Below are 15,295 nucleotides of genomic sequence, written 5' to 3'. Positions count from 1 at the left end.
TTCCTACCGCAATACAGTTGCCAGCCGCGCGATGTCCATCGCGCGGGAAGACGTCTTCGCCTTCACAGAGGTGCGTTCTTTCGGCTCGCCGACGCTCGCCGGCTGGATGCCGGATCAGGTCCGGCATGACGGAGACCTGTATAGCCCCGCCGCGCACCTCACTCGATCCGCACCCGCGCCATGTCGCCGCGGACGTGGATCGCCGGCTTTGCTCCCGGCGTGTTGGGGAGCTTGCTGTCGACATAGGAAGCCCTTGCCTCGACGAGGTAGCTGACGGGCGTCGGCACGAGGAAGTGGAAACCCGCGTCGAGCATGCTGCCGGCGAGTGCGACGGTCTCGTTCTGCATCACCTTGTCGAAGACGACCCGCGCCCGAAGCGCCGCACCCGAGAGCGAGAGCTCGGCCGCATGGCCGCGGAAGCGGACGTCACCGGCATCGCTGTGCACGTCGACGGCGGAGAAGTCTCCCTGGAGATCGGTCTGTGAGGCCTGCTGGTCGATGGCGACGGCGGCCTCGGGCTTCAGCCGGGCGGAAAGCGTCATCGTGCAGTCGGACCAGCTGTAGAAATGCGTGCTGCCGAGGTCGACGACGAGGGTGTCGCTGTCGATGCGCATGCCGCCCTTGCCGAAAACGCTGGATTTCCCGCCCGCACCTGCTTAGGGAATGGCCATGCTCGAAACCTCGCCGCCCGATATCTTCGATTGCCAGACCTGCGGGGCGTGTTGCGCCCATTCGGCCGACTGGCCGCGCTTCTCGCTGGAGAGCGACGAGGCGCTTGCGCTCATTCCGGAAAAGCTCGTCGCCGCCGATCTTTCCGGCATGCGCTTCGAGGAGGGACGCTGCGCGGCGCTCACCGGCGAGCTCGGAAAGCATGTCGGCTGCGCCGTCTACGCCGTGCGACCGATCGTTTGCCGCGACTGCATGCCGGGTGACGCCGAGTGCGGCATGGCGCGGGCGGAAAAGGGCTTCGACCTCGCCGGTCTGCCGGCGCCCGAAGTCTACCGTGAAGGTTGAGCCGGACACGCGGCCGACTTTCTTCCGCTTTGTTTTTTCAAGAGGATACGGTCGTTCGATGAACGAGCATTTTCATTCCTCCGGCGGCCCGCCTGCGGGAAAGACTTTGCCGCTACCCGCGACAATTTGATCTTTGGCAGGTTGCCTCCGGGGGCTTCCGCTCCTATGTTCCCGATCGATCGATTTTCCGCACACTGTTGCCAAGAGGAGATATCACCATGGCTTTCGAATTGCCCGAACTTCCCTACGCCTACGATTCGCTCGCCCCCTACATGTCGGCGGAAACGCTCGAATATCACCACGACAAGCACCACAAGGCCTATGTCGATAACGGCAACAAGCTCGCCGCCGATGCGGGCCTCGCTGATCTCTCGGTCGAGGAGGTCGTCAAGAAGTCCTTCGGTACCAATCAGGGCCTCTTCAACAACGCCGCCCAGCACTACAACCACGTCCACTTCTGGAAGTGGATGAAGAAGGGCGGCGGCGGCAACAAGCTGCCGGGCAAGCTCGAAAGCGCGATCGCCTCCGACCTCGGCGGCTACGACAAGTTCAAGGCGGATTTCATCGCCGCCGGCACCACCCAGTTCGGCTCGGGCTGGGCCTGGGTCTCCGTCAAGGACGGCAAGCTCGAAATCTCCAAGACCCCGAACGGCGAAAACCCGCTCGTCCACGGCGCGACCCCGATCCTCGGCGTCGACGTGTGGGAACACTCCTACTACATCGACTACCGCAATCTGCGTCCGAAGTACCTCGAAGCCTTCGTCGACAACCTGATCAACTGGGACTACGTCCTGGAACGCTACGAAGCCGCGACGAAGTAAGCTCCGGCCCTTCGCTGGAATTTTTCGGAACCCGGTGCCGCAAGGCGCCGGGTTTCTTCGTTGGGGAGCGTCATCGGGTGGTTCTGTGCCTGCGCGTCAGAGCCCGAAGGTGACGAAGCCACTGGCGTCGATCGCCCATGCCGGGTTCCAGGCTACCTCCCAGGCGTGGTCGTCGGGATCGGCGACATAGCCGCGAAAGCCGCCGTGGGGCGGTTCGTCGGCAGCCCGCAGCAGTGTGCCGCCGGCATCGACCAGCCGCTGCAGAAGCGGTTCGACCTCTTTTCTTTCCCGCACATTGTGGGCGAGCGAGAAGGCGCCCGGCGCGAGCAGCCCGCGCCGGTTCATGTCGGCCTCCAGCGCATCCTTGCGGAAGGTTCCGAGCACGAAGCCGTTCATCTGGTAGAAGATGATCTCGGGGTTTTCGAAGACCGGCGACCAGCCGAAGCCCTCGACATAGAAGCGGCGCGAACGGGCGAGATCGGCGGTGCCGAGCGTGATGATGGAAATCTGTTGCTGCATGACCAAGCACCTTTCGTTGGCGCAGGCACCATGCCTGCGCGTTTGAAGGTCTTGGGCCGCTGCCGCGGCAACGGAAGGACCCGCTTTCGCGGGGGCCGGGCCAACCGCACCGACCTAACCTATTTCAGACGAAACCAATATAGCGCCGTCGCGCCCGCTGCCAAGAGGCCGGCGCAGATATCGCCGCCGGCGCTCTCGTCGGATGGGGCAGCCGCTTCACGTCTTGTTGCGGATCTGCGTCAGCGTGCGGGCGGGCGTGATCGCTTCCGGATCGAGCTTGATGTCGAGGATCGCCGGCTTGCCGGAGGCGCGGGCGCGCTCGAAGGCGGGGGCGAAATCCTCGGTCTTCTCCACCACTTCGCCATGGCCGCCATACGCGCGGGCAAGGGCGGCGAAATCCGGGTTGGTGAGGTCTGTCGCGCTGACGCGGCCCGGGTACTCCCGCTCCTGATGCATGCGGATGGTGCCGTAGATGCCGTTGTTCACCAGGCAGACGATTATCGGCAGGTTGTAGCGGATCGCCGTCGCAAATTCCTGGCCGTGCATCATGAAGCAGCCGTCACCGGCAAAGCAGATGACCTCGCGCTCGGGGAAGAGCTGCTTGGCGGCGACTGCGGCGGGAAGCCCGTAGCCCATCGAGCCGGAGGTCGGGGCGGCCTGCGTGTTGTAGGCGCGGAAGCGGTGGAAGCGGTGGACCCAGGTCGCGTAGTTGCCGGCGCCGTTGGTAAAGATCGTATCCTTCGCGGTGTTTTCTTCCAGCCATTCCATGATCGGGCCCATGTGGACCGCGCCGGGCCCGCTCGCGAGTGGCGTCGACCAGGAAAGATAGGCGGCGTGCATCGCCTCGGTGCGGGTAGCCCAGGCGGGTGACTGCGGTGCCTGAACCGACGTCAGGGCGGCGACGAAATCCTCGGGCGCGGCGCAGATCGCAAGGTCCGGGCGATAGACGCGGCCGAGCTCCGACGGATCGGGATGAACGTGCACGAGCGTCTGCGACGGGTAGGGGACGTCGAGGAGCGTGTAGCTCGACGACGGCATTTCGGAGAAACGGCCGCCGAGGAGGACGACGAGATCGGCCTCCTTGATTTCCTTCGCCAGCGCCGGATTGATGCCGATGCCGACATCGCCGGCATAGGACGGATGCAGGTGATCGAAGAGCATCTGGCGGCGGAAGGAGCAGCCGACCGGAAGTTTCCAGGCGGCGGCGAAGTCCTCGATTGCCGCGACCGCGTCCTCGCTCCAGCGGGTGCCGCCGAGGATGAGCATCGGCCGCTCGGCCTTCGCAAGCATGTCCGCGAAGGTCGCGATCTGGGCGGCGCCCGGATGGCTTTCAACCGGGGTGGCGGCACGGGGCGCCGACGCTTCGACCAGTTCGACCAGCATGTCCTCCGGCAGCGTCAGGACGACGGGGCCGGGCCGGCCGGAGGTCGCGACGGCGAAGGCGCGGGTCACGAATTCCGGGATGCGGCGGGCATCATCGATCTCGCCCACCCATTTGGCGAATTCGGTGAAGGCGCGGCGGTACTCGACCTCCTGGAAGGCTTCGCGCTCGCGGGCATCGCGCTGGACCTGGCCGATGAAGAGGATCATCGGGATCGAGTCCTGCCGGGCGATGTGGAGGCCGGCGGAGGCGTTGGTGGCGCCGGGGCCGCGGGTCACCATGCAGATGCCGGGCTTGCCGGTGAGCCGGCCCCAGCAATCGGCCATCATCGCCGCGCCGCCTTCCTGGCGGCAGACGATGGTCTCGATGCCACTGTCACGCAGGGCATCGAGCACGGCGAGATAGCTTTCTCCGGGCACGCAGGACACGCGCTCGACACCATTGGCGAGCAGCGCATCGACGATCAGTTGTCCGCCGGTCTTCTTCATCTTGAAGCCTTTCCTTCGATGTCCGCCAGCTCGGCGAGAACCTCATCCTGGTGTTCGCCGATGCGCGGGCTCGGCCGTTCGTAGCGCAGCGGGGTCTTTGAGAGCACGATCGGCGTGCGCACGCCCGGAATGCTGTTGCCGTCGGCGTCGTCTAGATCGATGCGCAGGCCGCGTGCCTTCACCTGCGGGTCGTCGAACATCTCGGCGATCGAATTGATCGGCCCGGCCGGCACGGCATTGCTCTCGCAGGCGGTCAGGAGATCGCGCTTCATCCATTTCGCGGTTTCGGCCGAAACGATGCGGCGGACCTCGGCCTTGTTGGCGACGCGCGCCTTGTTGGTCGAGAAGCGCTCGTCGTCCGCAACGGCGGCGATCTCGAGGATGGTGCAGAGGCGCCTGAACTGGCCGTCATTGCCGACGGCGAGGATCAGGTGACCGTCGGCGGTCGGCACGACCTCATAAGGGGAAATGTTCGGATGGGCATTGCCGAGGCGAACCGGCGCCTTGCCGGAGACAAGATAGTTCATGTTCTGGTTGGCGAGCACCGCGGCCATGACGTCGAGGAGCGCCATGTCGACGTGCTGGCCCTCGCCGGTCTGCATCGCGTGGATCAGCGCCGCCTGGATGGCGGTGACGGCATAGATGCCGGTGAAGATGTCGGCGATCGCGACACCCGCCTTCATCGGCTGACCGTCCGGCTCGCCGGTGATCGACATGAAGCCGGACATGCCCTGGACGATGTAGTCGTAGCCGGCGAAATTGGCATAGGGGCCGTTTTGGCCGAAGCCGGTGATGGAACAGTAGACGAGCTTCGGGTTGATCGCCTTGAGGCTCTCGTAGTCGAGGCCGTATTTTTCCAGCCCGCCGAGCTTGAAGTTCTCGATCACGACATCAGCGGTGGCGACCAGCCGGCGGACCACGTCGCGGCCTTCCTCCGTGCGGAAATCGACGGCGATCGAACGCTTGTTGCGGTTGGTCGAGTGGTAATAGGCGGCCGAGAGGTTCTCCCCGTCCTTGCCCTCGACGAAGGGCGGGCCCCAGGCGCGGGTGTCGTCGCCGCCTTCCGGGTTCTCGACCTTGATGACGTCGGCCCCCATGTCGGCCAGCATCTGCCCGGCCCATGGGCCGGCGAGGACGCGGGCCAGTTCGATCACGCGGATGCCGGCAAGCGGCGGGCGGGGCTCTCGGGCTTCGGTCATGCGACGTCCTCGTGTTCGGGGCGTTCCACCGGCGGCGATCTTGCGGCTACCGAATAAAGTCCGGCCCTGTCCGCCTCGAAGGGCGGTTGCTAAACATTTGCTATAGCGCCGAAATGTCCAGTCGGCACTTGAATTTCGCTCATGGGATCATTCCGTTTCGGACGCTGAAGCGGTCGCGACGGACGATCGGTGGCCGGCGAGCGCACGCTCGGCCCAGGCGGCGAAATCGGCGATCGCCTCCTGCCGGCCGAACTCGTTCAACGTTTCGTGGCGCATCTCGTCATAGATCCGGGTCGTGACATCGGTGAAGCCGTGGCGTTCCAGACGGCGCCCGAGCCAGGCGATCTCGCGGCCGCCGCGCGTCGCCGGGTCCTTGCCGCCGCCGACGAGGTGGATCGGCAGGTTCTTCGGCAGGCGGGCGAGCATGGCCGGGGCGGGTGCGCGGAAGGTGAGTGCAAAGACGTCGCGCCACATCGAGACGCTCGCCTCGAACCGGCAGAGCGGGTCGCCGTCGTATTTTTCGACCTCCGCCCGGTCGCGGGAGAGCCAGTCGCTGTCGGACTGCCGGCCGGGAATGGAGCGGCCCCAGGCGCGGAAGGTCGCAAGCGGCAGGATGGTGCTCGGCACGTCCGAGCCTTTCAGCATCTGCTCGGCGAACAGCACTGCCTGGGCGAAGCGGCCGGCGATGCCGGGGTTGAAGTTGGAATTCCAGACGGCGAGGGCCTGAAAATCCTGCGGGTGCGAGACCGCGGCGTTGAGCGCGATCAGCCCGCCCATGGAGTGACCGAAGAGAAGGACGGGAAGGGCACCATGGCGAGAGACGGCGAGGTCGCGCATCGCCCTGACATCGGCGATCACCTTCTCGACGCCGCCGGCCGGCGCGAAGCGGCCGAGCGGCGCCCCTTCGGCGATCGTCTCGCCGTGTCCGCGGTGGTCGTGGGCATAGACCGCAAAGCCGCGGGCGGCCATCGCCCCGGCGAAACCACGGTAGCGGCCGGAATGTTCGACGAGGCCGTGATTGACGATCAGGATGGCGCGCGGTGTGCCTTCCGCCGGCGCATGATGAAAGGCGAGCCTGGCGCCGGAGGGTGCGTCGTGAAAATCGGTCGTCTCAAACATCGGTGATCCCGTTTCCGGTTGAATTTGGCAGTCGTTATTTCAATCTTAAGTTATTTTACCTGATCTTGGGCCATTGCCCGTCCGGAGTTCCGACCAACCGTGCCTGCCCCGCGAGTTTTGCCGGATTTGGTCCTTCGGTGTCAACGAGAGCCGGGCCTTTGCCGGCGAGGTGGGGAATGGTCGATGCGACGAAATCATCGGGGATGAGCCGCGAGGCGGAAACGTCCGGGCGGATCACGCTCGTCCTGATCGCCTTCGGCGTTGCCGTCCTGCTGACGGTCTTCGATATCATGGATGGCCGCTTCTACTACCGCGATATCGACGATCTCCTGAGGTCGCTGCAAATCCGGACGCTTCTTGACGGCGGAGGTTGGTACGACCTGACGATTCCGGCGATCCGGATGCCGGAGGTCTATCTCTCTCCGTGGTCGCGTCTCGTCGATCTGCCCTACGTCGTCCTGACGCTGTTGACCCAGCCCTTTCTGGGGCGCGAAAGGGCGCTGGCCTTCGCCTTTCACGTCTGGCAGCCGGTAATGCTGGCCGGCTTCTGCTGGCTGACCGTGGCCACGATGCAGCGCATCGCCGGTGAGGCCGGCCTCGTACGCCCGGTTCACGTCATCGCCGCGTTCGCAATGATGCCGCTCTCGCTGTGGGAATTCAGCCCCGGCCGGATCGACCACCACAACATGCAACTCCTGCTGCTGATGCTGGCGCTTTACGGCGTCTCGCTGTGGTCGGCGGTGGGCGGTGTGCTCGCCGGGTTCGCCTGCGTCCTCTCCGTCGCCGTCGGGCTCGAACTGGCACCCGTGGTTCTGATCGTGATGCTCGGCGTCGGTGCGGCCTGGGTCTTCGGCGTTGCCGGCAGCGGGCCGGTGCAACGCGCCGTCACGGCATCGGTTGCAGTTCTGACGCCGGCCGCGGCGCTCCTGCTGATCGGGCCCGGCGAGATGCTCGTCACCCGCTGCGATGCCTTCTCCGCGCCCTATCTCGCTGCGCTCACCAGCTACGGGGCAATCAGCTTCGCAGCCACCCATTTCGTCCGTGACGCTCGACCCGTCGTCCGGCTCGGCGCCGTTGCCGTACCGGGCGGGCTGCTTGCCCTTCTGCTGGCCTTCGCCTTTCCGAGCTGCCTGCACGGCCCGTATCAGATGATCGACACCCAGCTTCACGCGCTGTGGCTCGACCGGGTCCAGCAGGAGAAGACATTCCTCGACTTCTATGTGGCGGGCGAGACGATCAAGGTCGTCTGCCTCGGCCTGATGGCGATCGTCGCTGCGGGCGCGCTGCCGGTCGTCTGGCGGTGCTCGCGGCGAGGGGAAGTGGCAGTCGCGACCGTCTATGCCGTCGCCGTGGCGCTGTTCCTGTTCACGCTCTTGCAGACGCGGTTCATCCGCTTTCCGGGCGCATGCGTCATGCTCTTCCTGCCGGTCGTATGGTCAGAGATCGGGCGGAGGAACATTGCCGTCGCCAGGGCGACGGCCGCGGCGACGCTCGTGGTGCTGGTCGGCGGCTATGGCCTGTACCGGCTCGTGCCGGCCGAGCCATTCCGCCCCGACGTGGTCGACTATCTGACCTTCGACACCTGCACGGGCGTGGATGTGAGCGAGCTTGCGGGGCTGCCGCCCGGGCGCATCATGGCGCCGTCTTCGCTCGGCCTCGACATCGCCGGCCGACTGCCGGAGGGCATGAGCGTCGGCGCGATCTCGTTCCACCGCGCGGTGCCGGGGCTCAAGCGCATGTTCGACCTCTTCGTCTCGACGGAGGGTGCGGTGCGCAGGCAAGCCGCAGAACCTTTCGACTATGTCGCCGTCTGCCGCTATCCGATCGTCGGCTATATCCCGAACGACACGCTCTACGCCAAGCTGGCGCGCGGCGGCGAATGGCCGGGGCTTGTCAGGATCGTCGATTCTCCGAAAGACGGCTTCCAGCTCTTCCGGATCGACCACCGGGCGCTCCGCTGAGGCCCTGCCGGGGCGGCGGTCCGCGCCTCACAGGGGGATTGGCAGTTGCCCCGCAGTGCCCTTTCGCCTACATAGCGGCACATCCAGTTCTTTTCCCCCGGGGAGCACATTTTCCATGGCACGGCAGTTCATTTATCACATGGCCGGACTGAACAAGTCCTACGGCAACAAGAAGATCCTCGAGAACATCCATCTCTCCTTCTACCCGGACGCCAAGATCGGCATTCTCGGCCCGAACGGTGCCGGCAAGTCGACGGTTCTGAAGATCATGGCGGGGCTGGACAAGGAATGGACCGGCGAAGCCTGGCTCGCCGAGGGCGCGACCCTCGGCTACCTGCCGCAGGAGCCGCAGCTCGACGAGGGCCTCAACGTGTTCGGCAACGTCATGGAAGGGGTGGCCGACAAGAAGGCGATCCTCGACCGCTACAACGAACTGATGATGAACTATTCCGACGAGACGGCGGAAGAGGGCGCCAAGCTCCAGGACATTATCGACAGCCAGAACCTCTGGGACCTCGAAAGCCAGGTGGAGATGGCGATGGAAGCGCTGCGCTGCCCGCCCGGCGACGCAACGATTGACAATCTCTCCGGCGGTGAGAAGCGCCGCGTCGCGCTCTGCCAGCTGCTGCTGCGCCAGCCCGACCTGCTGCTGCTCGACGAACCGACCAACCACCTCGACGCCGAGACGATCGCCTGGCTCGAAAAGCACCTGCGCGAATATCCGGGCGCCATCCTGATGGTCACCCACGACCGCTACTTCCTCGACAACGTCACCGGCTGGATCCTCGAACTCGACCGCGGCCGCGGCATTCCTTACGAAGGCAACTATTCCGCCTACCTGACCGCGAAGGCGAAGCGCCTGGCGCAGGAAGAGCGCGAGGAAGGCAGCCGCCAGAAGGCTCTGTCGCGCGAGCAGGAGTGGATTGCCTCGAGCCCGAAGGCCCGCCAAGCGAAGTCGAAGGCTCGTATCCGTGCCTATGACGAGCTGGTGGCGGCGGCCGAGAACCGGCGCCCCGGCGAAGCGCAGATCATCATTCCGGTGGGCGAGCGCCTCGGCAATGTCGTCATCGAGGCGGAGAACATCACCAAGGCCTATGACGGACGCGTGCTCTTCGAAAACCTCTCCTTCAAGCTGCCGCCCGGCGGCATCGTCGGTGTCATCGGCCCGAACGGCGCAGGCAAGACGACGCTCTTCAGGATGATCACGGGCCAGGAGAAGCCCGACAGCGGCGACATCCGCATCGGCGATACCGTCCACCTCGGCTATGTCGACCAGAGCCGCGATTCGCTCGATGGTTCGAAGAATGTCTGGGAGGAAATCTCCGGCGGCAACGACATCATCAAGCTCGGCAAGTACGAGATGAATTCCCGTGCCTATTGCGGTGCCTTCAACTTCAAGGGTGGCGACCAGCAGCAGAAGGTCGGCAACCTGTCCGGCGGCCAGCGCAACCGCGTGCACCTCGCCAAGATGCTGAAGGCCGGCGGCAACGTGCTGCTGCTCGACGAACCGACCAACGACCTCGACACCGAAACGCTGGCGGCGCTCGAAGACGCGCTCGAAAACTTCGCCGGCTGCGCCGTCATCATCTCGCACGACCGCATGTTCCTCGACCGGCTCGCCACCCATATCCTCGCCTTCGAGGGCGACAGCCATGTCGAGTGGTTCGAAGGCAACTTCGAGGACTACGAACAGGACAAGATCCGCCGTCTCGGCGCCGATGCGGTCAACCCGAAGCGCGTGACCTACAAGCGGCTGACGCGGTAGTCAGTGACTATCGGATAAGGCGGTAATTCCCGTTTCCCCTGAATTCGAGATATCCATTGTCTCGAAGAAACTGGAGTTGCTGCCTTATCTTCGGTCGGATGTTGTTGTTTTCCGGATAGATACTGCGCAGGTACCGTTCGAAGCCATAGACCTGCTCCAGCGAGAATTCAGTGGCTTCGAGCTGGTCGATGCAGGACATGACGTCGGCCAGCCATCCCCTTGCCGCCGGCGGCTGTTCGTCCAGAAAGGCCGTTTTCCGCCATTGCGAGAGGATGTCTTCCTTCGGAACAACCACTCCCTCTTGAATGAAGTATATTCTGCCGGCTGACGGCACATTTCCGATCAGGATGTTCGATCCGACCCATCCTGCACGGCGTGCCTTTGCTGCCAACGGTTTTCGCTTTTCGACGATCGAGGGTACGAAGAAGCGGCGCGGTATGACGCACACGCTCCTGACCTCGGCAGCTTCGAGACTATACCTCAACAGAATGAGATTGGGCGACGTATCCGACTGGAGACGTTGTATCTTCGTCTCATAGGCGCCGTTCGCCAGCTTCTTGCCGAACTCTTTCTTTTGGCTCTTGAGCTCGTACTGGTCATTGCACTTGGCGCAGTAGAAGTCCGCAACCGGCCGGTTGGCGGGAAACTGGTGCAGCCGGGCGTTTCCGCAGTTCGGGCAAAACATGCTCTCTGCCACCCAGGATTCGGTAATCGACCTTGCCGTTTGCGATCCGCTGTTGAAGGTGCGTTGTGGTTCGGAAAATCCCAGTTTCATGCGGGCTTGGACAATTCGAGTGCGAGTTCCCGGAGGAAGATGGAAAGGTTCTTGCTGTAGGTGGCGGCGAGCAGTTGGTAGTCCGGCTCGTGTCCGGCTTCCGCGGGAGAATAGTAGATCTCGTAATCTCCGTCGTCAGTGCGTTCGACAAATACTGACAGGTCCTCTGACTCTACCGGCGAAAAATCGCGCGCGCCGCAATTCGGACACTCATCGTCACAGCAGCAAGACCACTCATCATCCCATCCGGTGCCGCACTCGTCGCACTGATAGGTGTTACGATACCAAGCCATGGAGAAACCCTCCGTTCGACGTCTCGTCCGAAAATATGGATCTGAATCAATGGACTAGCAAGTAGATATATGTTTGGGCGAATTACGAACTTGAACGAACCGAGAAGTTGACATAAACATATCTTTATATCTTGATCGGGGATTGGAATGGCGAAGCTGATGGAATTTGGCGTGGATGCGCTTGTCGAACTGCTGAAGGCGGCGGGGGAGCCGACGCGGCTTCGGCTTCTCGCCCTGCTTTCCGCCGGCGACCTGACGGTGACCGACCTCACCGAAATCCTCGGCCAGTCGCAGCCGCGCATCTCCCGCCACCTGAAGCTTCTCGGCGAGGCCGGGCTGATCGACCGCTACCAGGAGGGCGCCTGGGCCTATTTCCGCCTGAAGCAGGACGGCGACGCCGCCGCACTCGCCGGGATCATCCTTTCGGCGGCCCGCGTCGACGACCCGGTTCTGGTCCGTGACGGCGAGCGGCTCTCAGCGGTCAAGCGCAACCGCGCCGACAAGGCTCAGGCCTATTTCAGCCGCAACGCCTCCGAATGGGACGAGCTGCGGCGGCTGCACGTGGACGACTGGCAGGTCGAAGCAGCACTCCTCGGCGTACTCGGGCCGGAGCAGGTGGATGCGCTCCTCGATCTCGGCACCGGCACCGGCCGCATCCTGCAGCTTCTTTCCGAGCTCTACCGACGCGCCGTCGGCATCGACGCCAGCCGCGACATGCTGGCGGTGGCGCGCGCCAATCTCGACAAGGCCGGCATCCTCAAGGCGACGGTGCGCAATGGCGACATCCTCAACCTGCCGCTCGACGGCAGCGAATACGACCTCGTGACGATCCACCAGGTGCTGCACTTCCTGGTGCAGCCGGAGCTGGCGATCGGCGAGGCGGCGCGGATGCTGAAGACCGGCGGGCGGCTGGTGATCATCGACCTTGCGCCGCACAACCTAGAACATCTTAGGGAAGACCACGCCCATGTCCGGCTCGGCTTCTCGCATCCGGTGATGGCCGACTGGCTCGCCAAATACGGGCTCGCCGTCGAGAAGGTGGTCGACCTGCCGCCGGCAAGCCCGGCCACGCAGGCGCTGACCGTCACCATCTGGGTGGCGCGCCGGCGGGGCGGCGAGGGCACCGCGGCAGACAGCATCGAAAACAGGGAGGAATGAGATGACGCCGGACGATCGACATCCGCAAGGCAAGAGGCGGCTCGGCATCTCGTTCGAGTTCTTTCCGCCGAAATCGGAGGAGATGGAAGGACAGCTCTGGACGACGATCGAGGCGCTCGCCGGCTGGAATCCCGACTTCGTTTCCGTGACCTACGGGGCCGGCGGCAGCACCAAGGCGCCGACCCTGACGACGGTGCGGCGGCTGATCGCCGAAACGAGCCTGCCGACGGCGGCGCACATCACCTGCGTCGACGCCACGCGGGAGGAAGTCCGCCACGTGGCGGAGGAGTTCATCGCTGCCGGCGTGCGCCGTTTCGTGGCGCTGCGGGGCGACCCGCAGGGCGGGGTCGGTGCGGCCTATGCCCCGCATCCGGGCGGCTTCGCCAATGCAGCCGAACTCGTCGCAGGGCTGAGGGAAATTGGCGACTTCGACATCTCGGTCTCGGCCTATCCGGAAAAGCATCCGGAAAGCCCTGACGTTGCCGCCGACATCGACATGCTGAAGCGCAAGGCCGATGCCGGCGCGACGCGGGCGCTCACCCAGTTCTTCTTCGACAACGACGTCTTCGAGCGCTATCTCGAACGGGTGCGGGCGGCGGGCGTCGCGATGCCGGTGGTTCCGGGCATCATGCTCATCCAGAACCTCACGCAGCTGAAACGCTTCGCCTCGCTCTGCGGTGCGAGCATCCCGGCTTTCCTCGACGAGCGCTTCGCCGGTCTCGACGACCAGCCGCAGGCGCGGGCGGAAGTTGCCGCCGACGTTGCCGCCGAGCAGATCGAGGACCTCGTCCGCCGCGGGATCACCGACTTCCATCTCTATACGATGAACAGGGCGCCGCTCGTCTCTGCCGTGTTGCAACGGCTCGGCCTGGAGCGGGACGGCGAGGCGCGGTCCGGTGCTGCGGCGTGAGCATACAAGTCGCCTGAACTGAAAAGGCGCATACCGTTCGCCATCGGTATACGCCTTTTTAAGAATTCTTGCATATTCTAGCCAGCACGGACGCTGATTATGTCCTGTTCCGGCGCCTGTTCATCTGGTGACTCAGATGAACAGCATGGTGGCTATGAAAACAAACGCTGCACCGACGATCAGGACATTCAAGGAATTGGTAAGTCCCATGTGTGCCTCCTTGCGTTGACCGGGGGATAATATGTCCTTTTTGTGTCGGTTGGGAAGCGAATTGTGTGCTGCGATGCAGTGATCGCGGCCTGCCAACACCCGTCAAATTGTCGCATCGCCCTGAAAATCAAGGCCTCGGTGCGCCGCATCTTTTTCGTGGATTTGTTAACGGAGCTGCTCCTGCGGCTCTTCTTCGGCCGCCGTTCGTCTCTGGATGAAACGTCCGCGAAGGCGTGTCGCGCGGCAGGGAGAACCGCTGTTTGCCTCCGGCGGCGTCGCGTGCATCATGGCGCAGAACGAGAATCGCCGCAGGAGGATTTCCGCTGGACACCGCCGTTGCCGAAAATGCCGGCCATGCCACCGCGCTCGTCGGCATCGCAGCCGTCGTCGCTGTCGCGGCTTTGCTCGGCCTTCTTTTCCTTGGGCTGCGGCAACCGCCGCTCGTCGGCTTCATCGCCGCAGGCGTCGCACTCGGACCAACCGGCGCCGGGCTGATCTCCAGTTCGGAAAACGTCGCGGTGCTCGCCGAAATGGGCGTCGTGGTGCTGCTCTTCTTCATCGGCATGGAACTGTCGGTCAAAGCCTTCGTGCTGTCGCTCAGGCAGGCGCTTCTGGTGATGGCCGGACAGTTGCTCGCCGCCATGGTGCTCGCGCTCGGGATCGCCACGCTCTCCGGTGCCTCCGGTTCCGAGACGATCATCCTCGGCTTCATCATCGCGCTCTCCTCGACGGTCGTCGCCATGAAGATGCTCGAAGAGATGGGTGTGCTGCGCGGTGACGCCGGGCGGATCGCCGTCGGCGTGCTGATCGCGCAGGACATCGCCGTGGTTCCCATGCTGATCTTCGTTTCGAGCCTCGGCGGCGAGGTGGTCGACTACCGGCTGATCGCGATCCGCATGGCGGTCGCGCTGGCGCTGCTCGGCGGGCTCCTCTGGTGGTTCGGCCGGCACATGAAGCTCAAGCTGCCGTTCGCCGAGGCGATCGAGGACAAGGTGGAGATGCTGGCGCTCGGCGCACTCGCCGTCTGCTTCACCGCCGCGGCGATCTCCGGCGTCGCCGGCCTTTCACCCGCCTACGGCGCTTTCCTCGCCGGCATCATCGTCGGCAACTCGACGTTGCGCAGCCGCGTGATCCCGGTGATCGAACCTGTCCAGAGCCTGCTGCTCGTCGTCTTCTTCCTGTCGATCGGCCTGTTGATCGACCTCGACTTCATCGCCGAACGTTTCTGGCAGGTGCTGTTCGTCTCGCTCTTCGTCATCGCGGCGAAATCGGTGCTCAACATCTTCCTCCTGCGCAAGACCGGGTCGAGCCCGCAGACGGCGCTGGTCGCCGGCCTTTCGATGGCACAGATCGGCGAGTTCTCCTTCGTGCTGTCGTCGGCGGGCTATGCGGCGGGTGCGCTCGGCTACGACCTCTTCCGGCTGTCGATCGCCGTCTCGGCCGTTTCGTTGCTCGTCTCGCCGCTCTGGGTCAACGTGATGCACCGGCTGGAGAACATGGCCTCCGAGGGGCTGGAGAACTACCGGCAGGCGCTCGCCGTCGCCTACGCCCACGAGCTTCACGAGGTGAGCCGCGGGCGCGACGTGCTGGCCCGCGGCGTCGACTGGGTGCGGGTCCGCCTCCGGGCCGCCCGCGTCGCCTACGAACAGCGCCGCCGCGCGCGTCGCGGCGGCGACAGCTGA

Annotated in this window: 14 protein-coding genes; 7 read left to right on the top strand and 7 right to left on the bottom strand. The window is 64.6% G+C overall.

The annotated features are described in order from the left end of the window. Nucleotides 1-158: 158 nt before the first annotated feature. Complete coding sequence (locus tag ACM6UT_RS09395) at nucleotides 159-614, bottom strand: hypothetical protein (RefSeq protein WP_416797076.1); 456 nt, start codon at nucleotides 612-614, stop codon at nucleotides 159-161. Nucleotides 615-669: 55 nt separating this feature from the next. On the opposite strand from ACM6UT_RS09395, the gene ACM6UT_RS09390 reads away from it, so the two are divergent. Then, a complete protein-coding gene (locus ACM6UT_RS09390; protein ID WP_416797075.1) occupies nucleotides 670-1,014 on the top strand; it encodes a YkgJ family cysteine cluster protein in 345 nt (114 codons plus the stop codon). Nucleotides 1,015-1,232: 218 nt separating this feature from the next. Next, nucleotides 1,233-1,835 carry a superoxide dismutase gene (locus tag ACM6UT_RS09385; protein WP_148153495.1) on the top strand — a complete coding sequence of 201 codons (603 nt, stop codon included), beginning with the start codon at nucleotides 1,233-1,235 and terminating at the stop codon, nucleotides 1,833-1,835. Between the two features lie 96 nt (nucleotides 1,836-1,931). Here ACM6UT_RS09385 and ACM6UT_RS09380 read toward each other — a convergent pair whose 3' ends face one another. The 4 genes from ACM6UT_RS09380 to ACM6UT_RS09365 all read right to left on the bottom strand — a co-directional run bounded on the left by ACM6UT_RS09380 (nucleotide 1,932) and on the right by ACM6UT_RS09365 (nucleotide 6,541). Beyond that, nucleotides 1,932-2,354, bottom strand: coding sequence for a VOC family protein (locus ACM6UT_RS09380; RefSeq protein ID WP_416797074.1), 423 nt, complete (start codon nucleotides 2,352-2,354; stop codon nucleotides 1,932-1,934). Nucleotides 2,355-2,570: 216 nt separating this feature from the next. Further along, a complete protein-coding gene (locus ACM6UT_RS09375) occupies nucleotides 2,571-4,223 on the bottom strand; it encodes a thiamine pyrophosphate-binding protein (protein ID WP_416797073.1) in 1,653 nt (550 codons plus the stop codon). Then, nucleotides 4,220-5,422 carry a succinate--glutarate CoA-transferase gene (caiB, locus tag ACM6UT_RS09370; RefSeq protein ID WP_416797072.1) on the bottom strand — a complete coding sequence of 401 codons (1,203 nt, stop codon included), beginning with the start codon at nucleotides 5,420-5,422 and terminating at the stop codon, nucleotides 4,220-4,222. Before caiB ends, ACM6UT_RS09375 begins: the two co-directional genes overlap by 4 nt. Before the next feature lie 147 nt (nucleotides 5,423-5,569). Beyond that, nucleotides 5,570-6,541 (bottom strand): alpha/beta fold hydrolase, encoded by a 972-nt coding sequence (locus tag ACM6UT_RS09365; RefSeq protein WP_416797071.1) that lies wholly within the window; start codon nucleotides 6,539-6,541, stop codon nucleotides 5,570-5,572. 176 nt (nucleotides 6,542-6,717) lie between these two features. On the opposite strand from ACM6UT_RS09365, the gene ACM6UT_RS09360 reads away from it, so the two are divergent. Both ACM6UT_RS09360 and ettA read left to right on the top strand, forming a co-directional pair. After that, on the top strand, nucleotides 6,718-8,502 hold the full coding sequence (locus tag ACM6UT_RS09360) for a hypothetical protein (RefSeq protein WP_416797070.1): 1,785 nt from the start codon (nucleotides 6,718-6,720) through the stop codon (nucleotides 8,500-8,502). 115 nt (nucleotides 8,503-8,617) lie between these two features. Continuing rightward, a complete protein-coding gene (gene ettA / locus ACM6UT_RS09355) occupies nucleotides 8,618-10,267 on the top strand; it encodes an energy-dependent translational throttle protein EttA (RefSeq protein WP_416797069.1) in 1,650 nt (549 codons plus the stop codon). A 7-nt stretch (nucleotides 10,268-10,274) separates the two neighbouring features. Here the strand turns inward: ettA and ACM6UT_RS09350 are convergent, their stop codons facing one another. Next, nucleotides 10,275-11,042 (bottom strand): DpnI domain-containing protein, encoded by a 768-nt coding sequence (locus ACM6UT_RS09350; protein ID WP_416797068.1) that lies wholly within the window; start codon nucleotides 11,040-11,042, stop codon nucleotides 10,275-10,277. Then, nucleotides 11,039-11,335, bottom strand: a complete 297-nt coding sequence (locus ACM6UT_RS09345) for a hypothetical protein (protein ID WP_416797067.1) — start codon at nucleotides 11,333-11,335, stop codon at nucleotides 11,039-11,041. The genes ACM6UT_RS09350 and ACM6UT_RS09345 overlap by 4 nt, the downstream gene beginning before the upstream one ends. 147 nt (nucleotides 11,336-11,482) lie before the next feature. Between ACM6UT_RS09345 and ACM6UT_RS09340 the strand changes: the two genes are divergently transcribed. The 3 genes from ACM6UT_RS09340 (at nucleotide 11,483) to ACM6UT_RS09330 (ending at nucleotide 15,295) form a co-directional block, all read left to right on the top strand. After that, nucleotides 11,483-12,493: an ArsR/SmtB family transcription factor gene (locus ACM6UT_RS09340; RefSeq protein ID WP_416797066.1), complete on the top strand. Its 1,011-nt coding sequence runs from the start codon at nucleotides 11,483-11,485 to the stop codon at nucleotides 12,491-12,493. Between the two features lies 1 nt (nucleotide 12,494). Further along, nucleotides 12,495-13,403 (top strand): methylenetetrahydrofolate reductase [NAD(P)H], encoded by a 909-nt coding sequence (gene metF, locus ACM6UT_RS09335; protein WP_416797065.1) that lies wholly within the window; start codon nucleotides 12,495-12,497, stop codon nucleotides 13,401-13,403. Between the two features lie 470 nt (nucleotides 13,404-13,873). Further along, on the top strand, nucleotides 13,874-15,295 hold the full coding sequence (locus ACM6UT_RS09330; RefSeq protein WP_416797064.1) for a cation:proton antiporter domain-containing protein: 1,422 nt from the start codon (nucleotides 13,874-13,876) through the stop codon (nucleotides 15,293-15,295).

Source organism: Ciceribacter azotifigens, assembly GCF_048159625.1.
Lineage (GTDB): Bacteria > Pseudomonadota > Alphaproteobacteria > Rhizobiales > Rhizobiaceae > Allorhizobium > Allorhizobium azotifigens.
The sequence above is the reverse complement of the archived record's forward strand: the minus strand, read 5'-3'. Positions and strand labels throughout refer to the sequence as shown.